Raw genomic sequence first — 15,843 nt, forward strand, 5'->3', positions numbered from 1 at the left:
CAGCTGGCGTCCGCCCGTTCGCCTTACCCCTCGATCGGCTGGTAATCGGTCACGCGCGCCAGCGTCTCCGGATCCGGCAGTTCCATACCCAGCCGGGTGGAGCGCACCATCATCTCTCGGCGAAGCTGCTGCATCGTCCGGTTCAGGTGAACCGTCGTCAGCCCCAGCGTTTCGCCCAGCATTTCCTGCGTCAGCGGCATGGCGATCACGTTACGCACATCGCCGCCCGCGGCTGCCTGACGCTCCCGCAGTTCGAGCAGCAAATGGCCCAGCCGCTCATAGGCGGACTGGCGCCCCAGCCGCATGACCTGATTGCGAAGCAGCGCCGTCGCCATCCAGTCCAACCGGCGGCCAAGCTGCTGGAACGGCGCCTCATCCCAGATGGTGGGTTCGATGGCGCATGACGCCACTTCGGTCAGCGCGACGACCAGATCGTTCGGCGATGCCGCGGCGGTGGAGGACGCGACCTGAACGATATCCCCCGGGATGAACAGTTCGATCAGCTGCCGCCGTCCGTCCGACAGGATACGCACGCGCCCGGCCCACCCGCTGATCAACGCGCGCTGGACGGTCGGGAATCGCAGCTCCGCCATCATCGTGGCGCGCGGCGCCAGTCGGCGGGGCGGATACAGCGACCGCTGAAACGCATCGATATCCTCGGCGGACAGCCCGCCCATCCTTCGCAATCGTTCCAGCACCGGGTTGTCGGGCGCGTGATGAACGGGGCGTGCAAGTTCGACGATCTTCAATTTGCTTCTCCGTCCTTTGGCACGACGACCGGGCCGAGCATGCGGCCCAGCGCCCCGACCAGGTCGCTCTGACTGAATGGCTTGTCGATGCGGATGACCCGGCGCCAGCGGTCGGGTAGCGACCAATGCTCATAACCGGTGGTAAACAGATATGGGATCGAGCGCCTTTCCAGTTCGGTCGCAACCGGAAATGAAAGCACCCCATCCAGATTCACGTCCAGCACCGCCGCGTCGATCGCAGCGGATTGGATGGCGTCCAGCGCCTGCTGTATGTACGCCACCGGACCGACAACCAGCGCTCCGGCGCGCTTCAGCGTTCTTCCGACATCGGCCGCAATCAGGTAGGCGTCCTCGACGACGAGGATCGACTGGCCTGCAAGCGGCGCGTCGGACGACGCATTCATGTCAGCAACTCCTCCAGCCCGGTATCGGGTTCCCGCTCAACCGTAACGCGGTCGGACAGCGGTAGTTCAATTCGACAGCGAATTCCTCCCGGCCGGAACTCGATCGTCGAGTTTCCACCAAGTTGATAGGGCAGTCCCTGTTCGATCAACTCACGGCCAAAGCCTGAACGCGGCGGCGCGGGATCGACGACGGGCACACCGGCTTCCACCCATTCCCAGACCAGATGCGGCCCCTGCCCTTCGTCAAAGGTGCGCCATTGCACCTGCACTTCGCCACTGGTCATCGCCAGCGCGCCATATTTCGCCGCATTGGTCACCAGTTCATGGACCAGCAACCCGAATGCCTCCGCCGCGACGGCGCGCAGGCGGATGCGCGGCCCCTTTATCCGGATGCGCTGTCCATCGGGGCCGCCATGGCTCATCAATTCGCCGCTGACGACTTCCTCAAGGTCGACGCCGCTGACGGGTGTGCGGACCAATGTGCTCTGCGTGCGGGCCAGCGCATCCAGCCGCCCCTCGAAATGCGCCTTCAGATCGTCCGCGTTGCGCGAGGTATCCGCCGTCCGCATGAAGATCGAGCGGACTACGGCCAGGATGTTGCGGACCCGGTGCTGCAACTCCGCCATCAGGAATCGCAGCCGCTCCTCCCCCTCATGCGCGGCGTGAATGTCGGTGCAGGCGCCGTACCAGCGGTGATTGCCCTCTTCGTCGATGGTCGGCACCGCGCGGCACAGGAACCAGCGATAACTGCCGTCGGCGCCGCGAAACCGGAACTTGATCTCGACGGGATCCAGCTTGCCCGGCACCCAGGTTTCGCGCAGCAGCGCGACGTCATCGGCGTGGATTGCGTCCAGCCAGCCTTCGCCAAGCGCCGCTTCCTCGTTCATGCCGGTATAGTCGAGGAAGCGCGGATTGATGTAGCTCCAGTCGAGTTCGCGCTTGCCGATGAACAGAAACAGGTCGACCGATCGCGCCAGGTTGCGGAACCGCTCCTCCGACGCGCGCAGCGCCTGTTCGGCGCGGGTCGCCTCTGTAATGTCGGAAAAGGTCAGCACCACGCCGGCAATGAAATTGTCGCTGCTGCGATAGGGTAGCACCCGCGCCAGATAGCGGGTGGCGCTGGCCGGTGCCTCCACCTCATGCTCGACCGAACCCAGCGTCTGCAATACGCGCAGGCAATCGCGGCGCATGTCGGGATAGCGGATATGGGTGGCGATATGTTCGATGGGCCGCCCGACATCCTGTTCCAGCAACGGGAACAGGTCACGGACGGCGGGGGTGAACAGTTTGACCTTCAGGTCCAGGTCGAGAAAGATCGTCGCGATCTGGGTCGATTCCAGCAGGTTCGACAGGTCCGAATTGGCGCGACCCAGTTCGCTTACCCGGTTCGCCAACTCCCCGTTGACGGTCTGAAGCTCCTCATTGACCGACTGCAATTCCTCTTTGGAGGTTTCCAGCTCCTCGTTCGCCGACTGCATTTCCTCATGCAGCGACTGATATTCCTCCAAAGAGGATTTCAGCTCCTCGTTCGTGCTTTCCAGTTCCTCGATCGTCGCCTGAAGCCGCTCGCGGGTGGAGTGCAGTTCGTCTTCCAGATCGCGGATGTCTGCGCCGGAATGCGGCTGCCCTTCGTCACGCTCGACGCGTTCCTCTCGCTCGCCATGGTCGGCGCGGAACAGGACGATGAAGGCGTCGGGCGCGGGTTCGGCGCCGGGCAGCGGTTCGACCGCGATCGTCACCCAGCGTTCCGTGTCGCCCGTCACCAGCCGCACGGGACGCGACGTTTCGGGTTTCAAGCTTGCGTTCACGCGCTGAAGCAGCGCCCGTATGTCCAGCCGCAGATCGCGGGTTACCAGCGTCAGGAAATTCAGCGTCGCCGCCCCGCTGACCGGATCCAGATACGGCCCCATCCCGCCTGAGAAATGCAGCACTTCATAATTGCGGTCGATCACGGCATGGACGGGGGCGTGCCGTTCAATAACGCGCTGCACCCGGTTGGACAACGAAGCCACCGGCTCCTCGGCGATCGCATTTGCGGTGGCCGGCCCGCGATCCACCTGTTGGGCGATGGCCAGCATGGCGTCGCGCGCCCGCATCGTGTCGCGGCGCTGATAAATCCGCGAGCGCCGGTCCAGCGGGGCGAACAGCCGGGCATGGCGCGACACGGTTTCCGACGTGCCCAGAAACAGATAGCCGCCGGGGTTGAGCGTGAAATGGAACATCGGCACGACCCGGTCCTGCGTCTCCCGATCCATATAGATCAGCAGGTTACGGCACGAAACCAGATCGATGCGTGAAAAGGGCGCGTCCCTGACAACGCTATGCTGCGAAAAGATGCAGCATTCGCGCAGTTCGTCGACGACCAGATAGGTGCCGCCTTCCTTCACGAACCAACGCGCCAGCCTTTCGGGCGACAGGCTGGCCGTGACCGCCTCGGTATACCGCCCCGCACGCGCATGGGCGAGCGCACGGTTGTCGATGTCGGTCGCGAAGATCTGGATCTTGGGCTTGATGCCCATCGCGGCCGCATGTTCCTTCAGCAGCATGGCGATGGAATAGGCTTCCTCGCCCGTCGAACAGCCCAGCACCCAGATGCGGATCTGTGCCGGCTCCCCCAGCTTTTCGTACAACCGGGGGATGATGTGCCGCTCAAGATAGATGAATTCGCCCGGATCGCGGAAAAAAGCGGTGACGCCGATCAGCAGGTCGTCGAACAGACGCTGGGTTTCCTCCGGTGATTGACGCAGATATTCGACATAGGCCGATCGCTGATCATGCCCCGTCACCTGCATCCGGCGTTCGACCCGGCGCTGGAACGTCGCCAGCTTGTATCCGTGGAAATCGTGGCCGGTCCGCCCCTGCAGGATCGTACTGATCCGGCTTAGATCGGCTATCGCGCCGCGATCGGCCGGAACCGCGGCGTCGGCGGCCGCGACGAACCGGGCCACGCAGGCTGCAATGGCGTCCACCGGCAGCACATAATCGGCCAGAGCGGGCGCGGCGCGTCCCAGATCGCGCTGCTGTGCCGCCGTTTCGCTCTGCTGGACAATGGCCAGCCCGTCATGCTGCCTTATCTCGGCCAGGCCCAGCGCGCCTTCGGTCAGGATGCCTTCAAGGATCACCGCGACGGCACGGCGACCGCCCAGCCGTGCGACGCTGACCAGCAGCGTGTCGATCCGCCCCCGCTCCCCCGCGCCGGGTGGCAGGGCGGTCAGTTCCACGCCGCTTCCCGTCAGCGTCGCCAGCCGGTCGCCCGGAATGACCTGGATCGTTCCAGCCTCCGGAAAGCGGCCATCGGCGCGCAGCACCTGAAGGTCGGTCGCGGCCGCCAGATCGCTCACCAGATCGGCGGGCGTGTCGAACGTCTGGCCGACGCAGACGAGATAGGCGACCTGAGCATCGTCAAGTGTTGCGACCAGCGCGCGCAACGCCGAAAGCGAACTGACGGACGCTGCGATAGCGACAATCGCGCGATATGCGGGTTCGGGCGTGGCCTTGGTCATTTTCGCTGCGCTGCCCTGTGTGTTTGCATCTAAACGTGCATCGCACGCAGATTGCTCAGGCAAAACCCCTTCGAAGCAATCAACGTCGATCATTACCGTAGTGCTTATCCAGCCTGCAGACGCGGCGCTCTAACACCGATCACATTGTTATTCTGGCGTTTTCGCATTTGTTGGCAACGACATGATGGCTGCTCGGTTCATGCCCCAGGCGGTGAGGAGGAAGCCCATGCGTTCGCCCGATCCCCATCACTGACCATCAGCGCCGCCGGCAGCGATCACCGTCGTGCCTATCCGGTGCGGGGCACTTGGCGAACAATCGGCCGGCAACAGCAACAACGCCGTGACCAAGCACGACTGTGACGCATGTTTCGAGGGAGATCCTTATGTATTACACAGACCGACTGCTTCGGTATCCGGTCCGCGTCGAGCGTCCGGACCCCCGTTTCGCCCGCGCGCTGCAACAGGCGATCGGTGGAATAGAAGGCGAGATACGCGTCTGCCTGCAATATTTCTTCCAGGCATGGGGGGCCCGCGGCCCGGCCAAGTATCGCGATCTGTTGCTCAACACCGCGACGGAGGAAATCGCTCATATCGAAATGCTGGCGACCGCCGTGGCGCTCAATCTCGAAAACGCGCCGCTGTCGATGAAGGAAGACGTCGCTGCCGATGCGGCTGGCGGATCGGTGTTGAACGGCATGGACATGCGCCATGTGCTGTCGACCGGTCTCGCCGCCATGCCGACCGATGCCAATGGGGTGCCGTTCGATTGCAGCCATGTCTATGCCAGCGGCAATCTGGCCGCCGACATGATGGCCAATGTCACCGCCGAAAGCACCGGGCGAATGCTGGCGACCAAGCTGTACAACATGACCGACGATCCCGGCATGAAGGACATGCTGTCCTATCTGATCGCGCGCGACACCTATCACCAGCAGCAGTTCATGGCGGTGATCGAGGAACTGGGCGGGCTGGAAGGCAATCTGCCGATCCCCAACAGCTTTCCCCAGGAAAATGAGGCGGGCGAATTCGCTTATGTCCAGTTGGGCTTCAACCGCGACGGATCGCCGCCACCGGGGGGACGGTGGTCGCAGGGACCATCGCTCGACGGCAAATCGGAATATACGCAGCGCCCGATGGAGCCGCTGGGCGGCGAGCCGACCCTCGCCCCGCCCCGCCCCGGCGGCGGCGCCCAGTCGCAGCAGATGACCGGCGGCAAGGGCGTTCTGGGACGCGCCGCTGACGCGATCGAGGATGCGATCTCCTGATCACCATCCCGAACAACAGGAGCATGGCAATGCGATATACATCAACGACGATGACACCGGCGCGCCTGCGTCAACCGCGCGGCCATTCATGAACCGCGAGAACGAAACCGGACCGGTCGCCACGCTGCTGGAAAGCTCGTCCGACCCCCAGGCCAAGCAGGCGCCCGCCAATGGCGGCATGCGCGGTGAGCGAACCGGCGGGCAGGAAGCGGAAACGGACGGCTATGCCCGCCGCAGCGGCGGCCTGGACGTGGTCGACACGTCGGGCGTCGCCCATGTGGAGGCTCAGGGAACGCAAGCCAAAAGCCACCGCCCCGCCCCGCCGGAGCAGCGGTCGGGCATCTCGTGGCGCTGGCTGATCGCGGCCGCCGCTGCGGGCTTCGCGCTGGGCGTTTCCCGCAAACGCCGGGCGGAACCATCGTTCGAACCGGACGAGCAGCCGGTCGTGCGCGGGGCTGGTCCCGAACATATGCGCGATCCTGTTCGCCGGGAATGGACTCGCGTCGATCAGGCATCGGACGAATCCTTCCCCGCAAGCGATCCGCCCGGTAGCTATTGACCAGCTGGCCCGGCGCGCGCCGAACGAAGCGCGCCGGGCCAGCTATGCATCTGGTCGGCCCTGGGCCTAGCTCACCCTTCAGGGCTCCACGACCGAGGCCGAACACGCGGATTCCGAAGGCAAGGTCATGAACGCGCCCGCCAGCGTTCGATCTGTCTGAGCACGTCTCCGGCGATCTGTTCGGACGAAAAGCCGGAAAGGTCGCGCTGGCCTGTGACGCCGTCGGTTTGCGCCGAGAGGGTCCAGGTGATGCTGCGGCGGCTCTCCGCCGCCTCGCGCGCGGTATAGGCCACCAGTGGACGCGAACGGATCGCAATCCGGTAGATCAGCACCTGATCGTCGCACAGCCTGATCGTGAGCGCGGCGCCGTCCTCGTCGCTATCGACATGACTGTCGGCCCAGCCCTGCTCGACCATCGCGGTACAGACCGATCGCAGCGCCGGTAGCGCGACATCGACAAGTTGGCGCTGCATTTGCGCCCGGCTGGTGGGAACGAACAGGCGCTTCAGCTGCTCGCCAATCGCCGGCGCCCCGTCATCAAGTGCGATGCCGGCAAGGTCGGCGTTGGTCTGCCGGATCAGGCCGAAGGCGAGCAGCAGCATGATGAAGCTGAAGGGCAGCGCCGCAAGCAGGGTCGCGGCCTGCAACGCCCCCAAACCGCCCGCCACCAGCAGCAATGCCGCCGTGAGGCCAAGCAGCACGCACCAGTAAATGCGCTGCCAGCGCGGCGTTTCGTCCGCGCCGCCCGACGCAAGTGTGTCAATGACCAGCGAGCCGGAGTCGGCGGACGTGATAAAGAACACCGCGACCAGCAGGATCGCGAGTGCGGAGGTGAAGCCGGCACCGGGTAGATATTCGAGGAACTTGAACAATGCGGTCGAGAGGTTGGCCTGCACCGCCTCCCCAATTCCGCCCCCCGCCGCGCCCAGATCCAGCCAAATCGCGGTGTTGCCGAAAACCGTCATCCACAGAAAAGTGAACGCAGTCGGGACGAACAGGACACCGATGACGAACTCTCGGATCGTCCGCCCGCGCGAAATGCGCGCGATGAACATGCCGACGAACGGCGACCATGCGATCCACCAAGCCCAGTAGAACAGCGTCCAGTCGGCCATCCACGCCCGCGGCTCATAGGCGTAGAGCGTGAAGGTTCGCATCACGAAATGGTCGAGATAGAGCCCGAAATTCTGGATCAGCGCGCGCAGAAGGAACAGCGTCGGACCGACTGCCATCACGAACAGCATGAGGAGAACAGCGACGCCAAGGTTCAGCTCCGACAGGCGACGGATGCCCTTGTCAGCGCCGCTCAGCACCGACAATGTCGCCGCGCCCATGACCAGTGCGATGACGATCAGCTTCACCACCGTCGTGTCGGGCAGGCCGTAATTATAGCTGAGGCCGGCGGTCATCTGCGACACGCCGAAGCCGAGTGAGGTGGCGACGCCGAACACCGTGCCGCAAACCGCGAAAACGTCGATCGCGTCGCCGATCCGACCATCGATCCGCTTGCCGAGGATCGGCGACAGGCCCGACCGCATCGTCAGCGGCAAGCCCTTGCGATAGGCAAAATAGGCAAGGCTGATGCCAACAAGCGCATAGATGGCCCAAGCATGAACGCCGTAATGGTGGAAGGTGATCGCCATCGCCTCACGCGCGGCGAGGATCGTTCCGGGCTGCGCCCCGGGGGGAGCGATGTAATGCTGGATCGGCTCGGCGACCGCGAAATACATCAGGCCGATGCCCATGCCCGCCGCGAACAGCATTGCCAGCCAGGACAGATAGGGAAAGTCCGGTTCGGCATCGTCCGGTCCAAGCTTGAGCTTGCCAGCCGGCCCGAAGCCCAGGATCAACACCGCGACAAGGAACACCGCGACCGAGGCGATGTAGAACCATCCGAAGGTGTCGATCGCCCAATTCTGCGCGCCCTTGAACATGGTATCGGCGGCGCCCGGCCTTATCAGCGTTGCAGCGAGCATCGCCACGATCACGCCACTGGCTCCCCAGAAAACGGGCGGGTTCAGTCGAGTAGACGTCATGAGCTGAGCTTAACCGGGATCGGCCGCAAAGCCCACCGGGTCTGCCGGGACTGCGCTTGAGCGCCCGCCCCCCCTGCCCCTCTCTCTCGTCATCGAACGGACTTGTAAGCGTAGTCAGGCTGTCCCGGATACGACGCGTTGTCGCAACGATCCCGCGCCACTGGCCCTGCAACGGCCGACGATCGGTCAATCGTCCAATGGGGGGCATATGATCTCGACACGCTCACGCGTGCGCCTGTTGCTGGGTGCCGCTTTCGTCACCTTGCCGATGCCGGCGCTGGCCGCTCAGGTCGTCGGTCGCGTGACCGACGCTTCGGCCACCCGCACGCTGGAGGGGGCCGAGATCACGATCGTCGAGCTGTCGCGCAAGGCCGAGGCCGATCGCGACGGCCGCTTCCGCTTTCCGGGGGTTCCTGCGGGCAGCTACACGCTGCGCGTCACCTATGCCGGGATCGATCCGGTCGAGCAGGCCATCACCGTCGATGCAACCGGCGACCTGTCCATCGAAGTGTCGGTGGGGCAGCCTGGCGACATCCTCGTCACTGGTCAGCGCGCCAACCTCGCCAGCTCGATCAGCCGCCAGCGCGCCGCCGATGGTGTGGAAAGCGTGCTCACGCGCGACTCGATCGGCCAGTTCCCCGACCAGAACGTCGCCGAATCCGTGCGCCGCGCGGTCGGCGTCAACGTCCTCAACGATCAGGGCGAAGGCCGCTTTGTTGCCGTTCGCGGCCTTGACCCCAGCCTCAATGCCGCAAGCCTGAACGGCGTGCGCGTGCCCGCGCCCGAAGCAGATACGCGTAGCGTTGCCCTGGACGTGGTGGCCAGCGAGTTGGTCGAATCGATCGAGATCAAAAAGTCGCTGACCCCCGACATGGATGCGGACACGATCGGTGCGTCGGTCGAGATCAAGACGACCAGCGCCTTCGACCGGGTGAAGCCGCTACTGGCCGGCTCGCTCGAGGGTTCGTACAACGACTATGTCGGACAGGTGACGCCCAAGGGCAGCGTCAACTTTTCAACGCGGATCACCGACAATTTCGGTATTTCCGGCGGCGCCAGCTATTACCTGCGCAAGTTCGAGACCGACAATATCGAAATGGACGGCTGGGGCAGCGACGATGCCGGCAACGGCTTTGCCGACAGCGTCGAGTATCGCGACTATGACGTGCGGCGCCTGCGCACCGGCGGCTCGCTCTCGTTTGATTTCAAGCCCAGCCCGACGACCACGCTCTATGCCCGCGGCGTCTATAACCGCTTTTCCGACCAGGAAGATCGCCGCCGGCTGGTGATCGAACTGGACGAGGATCCCGCCGCCTCGACCGCGACAGGCGCGTCGTTCGACGCCGCCGATGGGCGCATCCGCGTCGAGCGTGACCTGAAGGACCGGTTCGAGGTTCAGACGATCCAGTCCTATACCGTGGGCGGCACGACTGAAACGGGGCCATGGCGCGTCCTCTATTCGGCCGCGTTCAGCCGCGCGCAGGAGTTGGAGCGCGGGTCGATCGATCCCATCGTCTTCCGCCGCGATTTCGAAGGAGAGGAAGGCGACGACCTGACCGTTGGCTTCGACTATTCGAACTATCTGCTGCCTCGCTTCACGGTCGGCGGCGCGGATGCGGCAGCGTTTTCCGACCCGGAAGAGTTCGAGTTCGAAAGCTTCGACCGCACCACGCTCAGCGATTCGACCGACAGGGAATGGAGCGCACGTCTTGACCTTGCCCGCAGCTTTGCGTTCGACGGCGGCAGCTTTGAGGTGCAGGGCGGCGTAAAGGGCCGGTGGCGCAACAAGCGCTACGACCTGAATGTCGACACGTTCGACGGGTTTGACGGCGACTTCACGCTGGCCGACGTACTCGGACCGCAGACCTATCGCCTGGACGACCTTGGCCCCGTCGTCGACAAACGGGGTGAGCGCGACTTTCTCGACCGCAATTCCGGCGCCTTCGAACTGGCTACGGTCGACAGTGAATTTGCGGGCCTTGCCGAAGATTACCGCGTCGACGAGGATATTTATTCGGCCTATCTGCTCGGTCGGCTTCAGGCCGGACCGCTGCGCCTGATCGGCGGCCTGCGAATGGAGGCGACCGAAAACATCATCGAGGGCAATACCGTCACGCTCGACGGTGACGAGGAAGTGGTGACCGCCACCCCGAACGTCATCCGCCGCAGCTATACCGACTGGCTTCCCAGTGCGGTCGCGCGGTACGAAGTGGGCAACGACCTGATCCTGCGCGCGGGCGCGTTCAAGAGCCTGGTGCGCCCCGGCATCGGCCAGCTTGCGCCCCGCTTTGCCATCGAACGCGACGGCGACGATCTGGAGGGCGCCTTCGGCAACCCCGATCTCAAGCCCTATCGTGCCTGGAATTTCGATGCCGGTGCCGAATGGTATTTCGCCAAGTCCAGCGTCCTGTCGGCGGGCGTGTTCTACAAGGACATCAAGGATTATATCGTCACCGTCACGTTTGAAGAGGGCGACGCCCCCTATGACGGCATCTATCGCGGCATCGCCTTTACCGAGGCCGATATTCCGCTCAACAGCGGCAAGGCGAAGATCAAGGGCGTGGAGCTTGGCTATGCCCAAAGCTTCACGATGCTGCCCGGTGCGCTCAGCGGCCTGATCGCCAGCATGAACTACACCTTCACCGACGCCGACGGTCAGACGTTTGACGGTGATTCCGGCGGACTGCGCGACATCCCCCTGCCAGCCGCGTCGCGTCACACGATCAACGGCGTACTGGGATATGAAAAGGGGCCGGTCAGCATTCGCCTTGCCGGGACGTACCGCGACAAATATCTGGATGAAGTCAATGCGATTGCGGAGGAGGACCGTTATGTCCGTGATCACTTCCAGCTCGATGCCAGCGCGCGGTTCCGCCTGACAAAGAACGTCCAGCTTTTCGGCGAGTGGGTGAATATCAACAACGCAAAATATGTCGCCTATCAGAACGGCCCCGTTTCGCGCCGCCTGCTTCAGTATGAGGAATATTCCTACACGCTGAAGTTTGGCGCGCGGGTGAACTTCTGATGCGCGTCGCGCCCCTCGCCGCGTTGCTGCTCGCCGGTTGCGCGACCACGCCGCCCGCGCCGACGACACTTGCCGAAAGCGTCACTGCGCGCGGGGAAACCGTGCCGGTCGGCACCAGCCGGGCCGACGCCGCCGACGATCCCGCGATCTGGCGCAATGCTGCGAACCCGTCGGCCAGCCTGATCGTCGCCACCGACAAGAAATCGGGGCTGTGGGTTTATGGCCTCGACGGCAGGCAGCGCGATTTCGTGCGCGCGGGCCTCGTCAACAATGTCGACCTGCGGGAGCATGGCGGACGCATCGTCGTCGCCGCATCGGACCGTAGCGACCTTGCCAATGCGCGCGTCGTACTGTTCACGCTGGACGGCACGACCGGCAAGCTGACCCATGCGGGCCAGCGCCAGGCCGGTGTGGGTGAGGCTTATGGCCTGTGCATGGGCATCATCGGCACCCGCCTCTATGCCTTCGTCGTTATCAAGGACGGAACGATCCGCCAGGTCGATCTTGATACCGGCCAGACCGTACGCACGATGAAGCTGGCCACTCAGTCAGAGGGCTGCGTCGTCGACGATCGCACCGCGACGCTGTTCGTGGGCGAAGAGAATGTGGGCATCTGGCGCTTCGATGCGAAACCGGGCGGCGATACGGCACCGGCTCCGGTCGCGAAGGTCGATGGCCGCCTGCTCGTCGCCGATGTCGAGGGGCTGGCGATCGCACCTGTCGGGGCGGACGGCGGTTGGTTGGTCGCGTCCAGTCAGGGTGACAACGCCTACCAACTCTTTCGACTGCCCGACTTCGCACCTGCCGGTCGGTTCCGCGTCGTGGCAGGCCGCTATGGCGCCACCAGCGAGACTGACGGAATCGAAGTGGCGCTGGGCGATTTCGGCCCCGCTTTCCCCGGCGGCCTGATGGTGGCCCAGGACGGCGACAATGCGCCGGCAGCGCAGAACTTCAAGCTTATGGCGTGGGACGATGTGAAGGCAGCGCTGGGGCTTTGATCCAGGGCCTCTCGGTTGGCGACAGCCAAAAGGCATTCACCGCGGATTTCAGGACTTATTCTACGAAAGTTTTCAGTCTGTGATGGTGCCCTGGGAGGGACTCGAACCCCCGACCTGCGGTTTAGGAAACCGTTGCTCTGTCCTGCTGAGCTACCAAGGCCCGTGGGATGCCCTATGGCAGCACCGCGCAATAATCAATTGCGCGTCTCTGGCGGGACGACGGGGAATGGCAGCGGCGCGATGGGTATGCCGTCGTCGATCAGCGCCTTTGCATCGGCGAGCGTCGCCTGGCCGTGAATGGCCTGTTCGGGCGCGTCCCCCAGATGCATGGCGCGGGCCTTCTCAGCAAAGGTGATACCTACCCATTGCGAATTTTCCAACGCCTTGCCCTGCGCTTGGGCGAGCGCCGCCAAAGCGGCCTTTACCGCTTCGGGCGATGGGGGTGTTGATCGAGCCGGGACGCTGCTGTCGCTGCGATTACCCTTGGGCGCGACATTGGGTGCCATCACCGCCTTTTCGATCTGGTGGTCACCGCAAAGCGGGCATTCGATCAGCCCGTCGGCGCGCTGCGTTTCATAAGCGCCGGAGGAGCCGAACCATGCCTCGAACACATGGCCGCCCGTACAGCGCAGGTCGAAAACGATCATGCGCCTACCCGTTCGACAGCAGGAATGTCGCGCCGGTGATCCAGCACCGGAATTCGCGCCCGCGCCGCCGCGACGGCATCCGGCTTCAGCGCTGCGAAATCGACACCTTCTCCCACGCCCATGTCCAGCAGCACCGATCCCCATGGGTCGACCACCATCGACCGGCCATGGGTCTGGCGGCCGTCATCATGGTCGCCGGTCTGCGCGGCGGCGATTACGAAGCTGGCATTTTCGATGGCGCGCGCGCGCAGCAGCGTTTCCCAATGCGCCTCCCCCGTCGGACGGGTAAAGGCGGCCGGCACCGTCAGAACCTGCGCGCCCGCCGCGCTCAGCGCCTGATACAGTGCGGGAAATCGCAAGTCGTAACAGATCGAAAAACCCAACGGCCCCAGCGGCGAATCGGCAACAACCGCACGATCGCCCGCTGCATAGGCTGCCGATTCCTGCCAGCGATTGCCCGCGCCGACATCGACGTCGAACATATGCATCTTGTCATATCGCGCGCAGACCGCGCCGTGATTGTCGATCAGGATGGTGCGGTTGGCGAAACGGCCATCCGGCCGCCGCACCGCCAGCGATCCCAGATGGACCCACACCCCATGTTCATAGGCCGCCTGAGCAGCCGCCTGAAGCACGGGGTCGTCGCGTTCGGCGACGATCTTGCCGGCTGAGCGCGCCCGGTCGCGGTCGATCAGGTTGGACATTTCGGGCGTGAACAGCATCGCTGCCCCGCCCCGTCCGGCCTGTGCCACCGCATCAACCACCGTCGCGGCATTGTCGGCAGGCTCCAGCCCACCGGTCATTTGCAGCAGCGCGATTTTCACGGGTTCAGAAGCGCGTCCAGCCGCCCCTGCGCCTCCAGCGCCGCCAGATCGTCGGACCCGCCGATATGCCGGTCGTCGATAAAGACCTGAGGCACGGTCGTCCGCCCGTTGGCGCGATCGATCATCTCGGCGCGCTGGGGGCCGCCCATGGTGATGTCATGTTCCACAAACTCTGCGCCCTTTTCGGTCAGCAGCCGCTTTGCGCGCGTGCAGTATGGGCACCATGCCTTGGTATAGATTTCAACTTTTGCCATGTGACAGGACGTGGAAAGTGCCGGGCCGCTTGTCAATCGGCATCGCCGACGATCACGCGCGCAAAGGCGAGAATCGTCACGCGGTCCGCCCCGGCATCGCGCAACGCGGCGGCGCAGGCATGACTGGTCGCGCCGGTCGTGAACACATCGTCGATCAACACGACATGCCGCCCCCGCAGCCGCTCTGCACCCGTTGCGGCAAAGGCGCCCGCAACCGCGCGGCGGCGTGCTTCGGGGCCAAGCCCCTTCAACACAGGCGTCTTTCGCGTCCGCATCAGAACGTCATGCGCGACCGCGACTCTGCTACGCCGCGACAGCGCCGATGCGATCAGCCCGGCCTGATTATAGCCGCGCGACCATAATCGCCCACGCGCCAGCGGCACCGGCACCAACAGCGCGGCATCGCCCGGCAACAGGCGCAGCATCGCCGCCGCGACAGGTTCGGCATGGCCCAGGCGGCGCGCATATTTGAGTTTCAGCAGCACCGCGCGGGCGACGTCGCCATAACCGACTGCGGCGCGCACCGCCCCATCCTCGCTCGGCAAAAACTCCAGCCGTCGCCAGCAATCGGCACAGAAACGGTGCATTTCCCCGGTTACGGTGGCGCATGCCGGGCAGCGCGGCGGCAGCGCGAAATCGACCAGTGCCGTGCCGATCCTGTGGACGATCCCCCTCACCCGCCCCTTGTGCGGCGGCTTTGCCGGGCGCACAAGCCGGCACCATGTCCAGCGAAACCCAGCCGCCCGAACCGTTTAATCGTCAGGCTCGACGCATTCGCCGCGACCGCGCCGCCGCCGCATTTGGCGAGCACGACTTTCTTCGCGCCGCGATTCTGGACGGCATCGACGAGCGGCTCGCGGCGGTGAAGCGGCCGATGCACGACTTCCTCGATATGGGCAGTTTCGACGCGCGCTTCACACCGGCGGGCGACGCGCGGGTCGCGCGCGTGGATGCGGGTTTCGCCTTTGCCCGCGCAGGCGGCGGGGTGCAGGCGGATGAAGACCGGTTGCCCTTTGCCGATGCCAGTTTCGACTGTGTGGTATCGGCGGGCGTGCTGGATCAGGTGAACGACGTGCCCGGCGCGCTGACACTGGCGCGGCGTGTGCTGCGGCCCGACGGGCTGTTCCTGGGCGCATTCATCGGCGCGGGCAGCCTGCCCGTTTTGCGTAGCGTGCTGCTGGAGGCAGAGGCACCGCGCGCGGTGGCGCGCATCCATCCGCAGATCGACGTGCGGTCCGCCGGCGATCTGCTGGTTCGCGCGGGCCTGACCCTGCCGGTCGCGGATATTGAAACCCTGTCGGTGCGCTATTCGGGGCTGGGCCGGCTGATCGACGACCTGCGCGGCATGGCGGCGACCAACTTGCTGGGCGACACCCCACCGCTCACCCGAGCCACCCTTGCCCGCGCGGCAGAGGCCTTTGCCGCGCGCGCCGATGCCGATGGCCGCGTGACCGAGCGGTTTCAGATCGTCTTCCTGACCGGCTGGGCCCCCGACCCCAGCCAGCCCAAGCCCGCCCGTCGCGGCAGCGCGACCGCATCACTTGCGGACGCCCTGAAGAACGCGCAGTCGCAGAGCTAG

13 protein-coding genes and 1 tRNA gene are annotated in these 15,843 nt (G+C 64.9%); 5 read left to right on the plus strand and 9 right to left on the minus strand.

The annotated features are described in order from the left end of the window. Window positions 1–23 precede the first annotated feature (23 nt). Genes ACAX61_RS02190 through ACAX61_RS02200 form a run of 3 tightly spaced genes read right to left on the minus strand, consistent with a single transcriptional unit; the run spans window position 24 to window position 4,656 of the window. On the minus strand, window positions 24–749 hold the full coding sequence (locus tag ACAX61_RS02190; protein ID WP_370713190.1) for a Crp/Fnr family transcriptional regulator: 726 nt from the start codon (window positions 747–749) through the stop codon (window positions 24–26). Beyond that, on the minus strand, window positions 746–1,153 hold the full coding sequence (locus ACAX61_RS02195; protein ID WP_370713191.1) for a response regulator: 408 nt from the start codon (window positions 1,151–1,153) through the stop codon (window positions 746–748). Before ACAX61_RS02195 ends, ACAX61_RS02190 begins: the two co-directional genes overlap by 4 nt. Continuing rightward, complete coding sequence (locus tag ACAX61_RS02200) at window positions 1,150–4,656, minus strand: CheR family methyltransferase (RefSeq protein ID WP_370713192.1); 3,507 nt, start codon at window positions 4,654–4,656, stop codon at window positions 1,150–1,152. The genes ACAX61_RS02195 and ACAX61_RS02200 overlap by 4 nt, the downstream gene beginning before the upstream one ends. Window positions 4,657–5,039: 383 nt before the next feature. Here ACAX61_RS02200 and ACAX61_RS02205 point away from each other — a divergent pair, with 383 nt between their 5' ends. Beyond that, window positions 5,040–5,921 (plus strand): manganese catalase family protein, encoded by an 882-nt coding sequence (locus ACAX61_RS02205; RefSeq protein ID WP_370713193.1) that lies wholly within the window; start codon window positions 5,040–5,042, stop codon window positions 5,919–5,921. After that, window positions 5,908–6,480 carry a hypothetical protein gene (locus ACAX61_RS02210; protein ID WP_370713194.1) on the plus strand — a complete coding sequence of 191 codons (573 nt, stop codon included), beginning with the start codon at window positions 5,908–5,910 and terminating at the stop codon, window positions 6,478–6,480. Before ACAX61_RS02205 ends, ACAX61_RS02210 begins: the two co-directional genes overlap by 14 nt. A 125-nt stretch (window positions 6,481–6,605) precedes the next feature. Here the strand turns inward: ACAX61_RS02210 and ACAX61_RS02215 are convergent, their stop codons facing one another. Further along, window positions 6,606–8,516: a BCCT family transporter gene (locus tag ACAX61_RS02215; protein WP_370713195.1), complete on the minus strand. Its 1,911-nt coding sequence runs from the start codon at window positions 8,514–8,516 to the stop codon at window positions 6,606–6,608. 208 nt (window positions 8,517–8,724) lie between these two features. Here ACAX61_RS02215 and ACAX61_RS02220 point away from each other — a divergent pair, with 208 nt between their 5' ends. Both ACAX61_RS02220 and ACAX61_RS02225 read left to right on the plus strand, forming a co-directional pair. Beyond that, window positions 8,725–11,541 carry a TonB-dependent receptor gene (locus tag ACAX61_RS02220; protein ID WP_370713196.1) on the plus strand — a complete coding sequence of 939 codons (2,817 nt, stop codon included), beginning with the start codon at window positions 8,725–8,727 and terminating at the stop codon, window positions 11,539–11,541. Further along, window positions 11,541–12,539: a phytase gene (locus ACAX61_RS02225; protein WP_370713197.1), complete on the plus strand. Its 999-nt coding sequence runs from the start codon at window positions 11,541–11,543 to the stop codon at window positions 12,537–12,539. Before ACAX61_RS02220 ends, ACAX61_RS02225 begins: the two co-directional genes overlap by 1 nt. 83 nt (window positions 12,540–12,622) lie before the next feature. Here ACAX61_RS02225 and ACAX61_RS02230 read toward each other — a convergent pair. From ACAX61_RS02230 to ACAX61_RS02250, 5 genes are all read right to left on the minus strand, one after another. Then, a tRNA-Arg gene (locus ACAX61_RS02230) sits at window positions 12,623–12,699 on the minus strand. Window positions 12,700–12,733: 34 nt separating this feature from the next. Continuing rightward, complete coding sequence (locus ACAX61_RS02235; RefSeq protein ID WP_370713198.1) at window positions 12,734–13,186, minus strand: DUF1178 family protein; 453 nt, start codon at window positions 13,184–13,186, stop codon at window positions 12,734–12,736. Continuing rightward, entirely contained in the window at window positions 13,183–14,010 is an 828-nt protein-coding gene (locus ACAX61_RS02240; protein WP_370713199.1) for a carbon-nitrogen hydrolase family protein, read from the minus strand. The genes ACAX61_RS02235 and ACAX61_RS02240 overlap by 4 nt, the downstream gene beginning before the upstream one ends. Beyond that, window positions 14,007–14,264 carry a glutaredoxin 3 gene (grxC, locus tag ACAX61_RS02245; protein ID WP_370713200.1) on the minus strand — a complete coding sequence of 86 codons (258 nt, stop codon included), beginning with the start codon at window positions 14,262–14,264 and terminating at the stop codon, window positions 14,007–14,009. Before grxC ends, ACAX61_RS02240 begins: the two co-directional genes overlap by 4 nt. A 32-nt stretch (window positions 14,265–14,296) precedes the next feature. Continuing rightward, a complete protein-coding gene (locus tag ACAX61_RS02250) occupies window positions 14,297–14,941 on the minus strand; it encodes a ComF family protein (RefSeq protein ID WP_370713201.1) in 645 nt (214 codons plus the stop codon). A 44-nt stretch (window positions 14,942–14,985) separates the two neighbouring features. On the opposite strand from ACAX61_RS02250, the gene ACAX61_RS02255 reads away from it, so the two are divergent. Beyond that, window positions 14,986–15,843 (plus strand): methyltransferase domain-containing protein, encoded by an 858-nt coding sequence (locus ACAX61_RS02255; RefSeq protein ID WP_370713202.1) that lies wholly within the window; start codon window positions 14,986–14,988, stop codon window positions 15,841–15,843.

This window comes from Sphingomonas sp. IW22 (genome assembly GCF_041321155.1).
In the GTDB taxonomy this organism is placed as follows: Bacteria; Pseudomonadota; Alphaproteobacteria; order Sphingomonadales; family Sphingomonadaceae; genus Sphingomonas.

Bases quoted from the DNA above. Each gene is read 5' to 3' on its own strand.
- ACAX61_RS02195 (WP_370713191.1), bottom strand. From the start codon at position 1,153: ATGAATGCGTCGTCCGACGCGCCGCTTGCAGGCCAGTCGATCCTCGTC.
- ACAX61_RS02200 (WP_370713192.1), bottom strand. From the start codon at position 4,656: ATGACCAAGGCCACGCCCGAACCCGCATATCGCGCGATTGTCGCTATC.
- ACAX61_RS02205 (WP_370713193.1), top strand. From the start codon at position 5,040: ATGTATTACACAGACCGACTGCTTCGGTATCCGGTCCGCGTCGAGCGT.
- ACAX61_RS02210 (WP_370713194.1), top strand. From the start codon at position 5,908: ATGCGATCTCCTGATCACCATCCCGAACAACAGGAGCATGGCAATGCG.
- ACAX61_RS02215 (WP_370713195.1), bottom strand. From the start codon at position 8,516: ATGACGTCTACTCGACTGAACCCGCCCGTTTTCTGGGGAGCCAGTGGC.
- ACAX61_RS02220 (WP_370713196.1), top strand. From the start codon at position 8,725: ATGATCTCGACACGCTCACGCGTGCGCCTGTTGCTGGGTGCCGCTTTC.
- ACAX61_RS02225 (WP_370713197.1), top strand. From the start codon at position 11,541: ATGCGCGTCGCGCCCCTCGCCGCGTTGCTGCTCGCCGGTTGCGCGACC.
- ACAX61_RS02235 (WP_370713198.1), bottom strand. From the start codon at position 13,186: ATGATCGTTTTCGACCTGCGCTGTACGGGCGGCCATGTGTTCGAGGCA.
- grxC (WP_370713200.1), bottom strand. From the start codon at position 14,264: ATGGCAAAAGTTGAAATCTATACCAAGGCATGGTGCCCATACTGCACG.
- ACAX61_RS02255 (WP_370713202.1), top strand. From the start codon at position 14,986: ATGTCCAGCGAAACCCAGCCGCCCGAACCGTTTAATCGTCAGGCTCGA.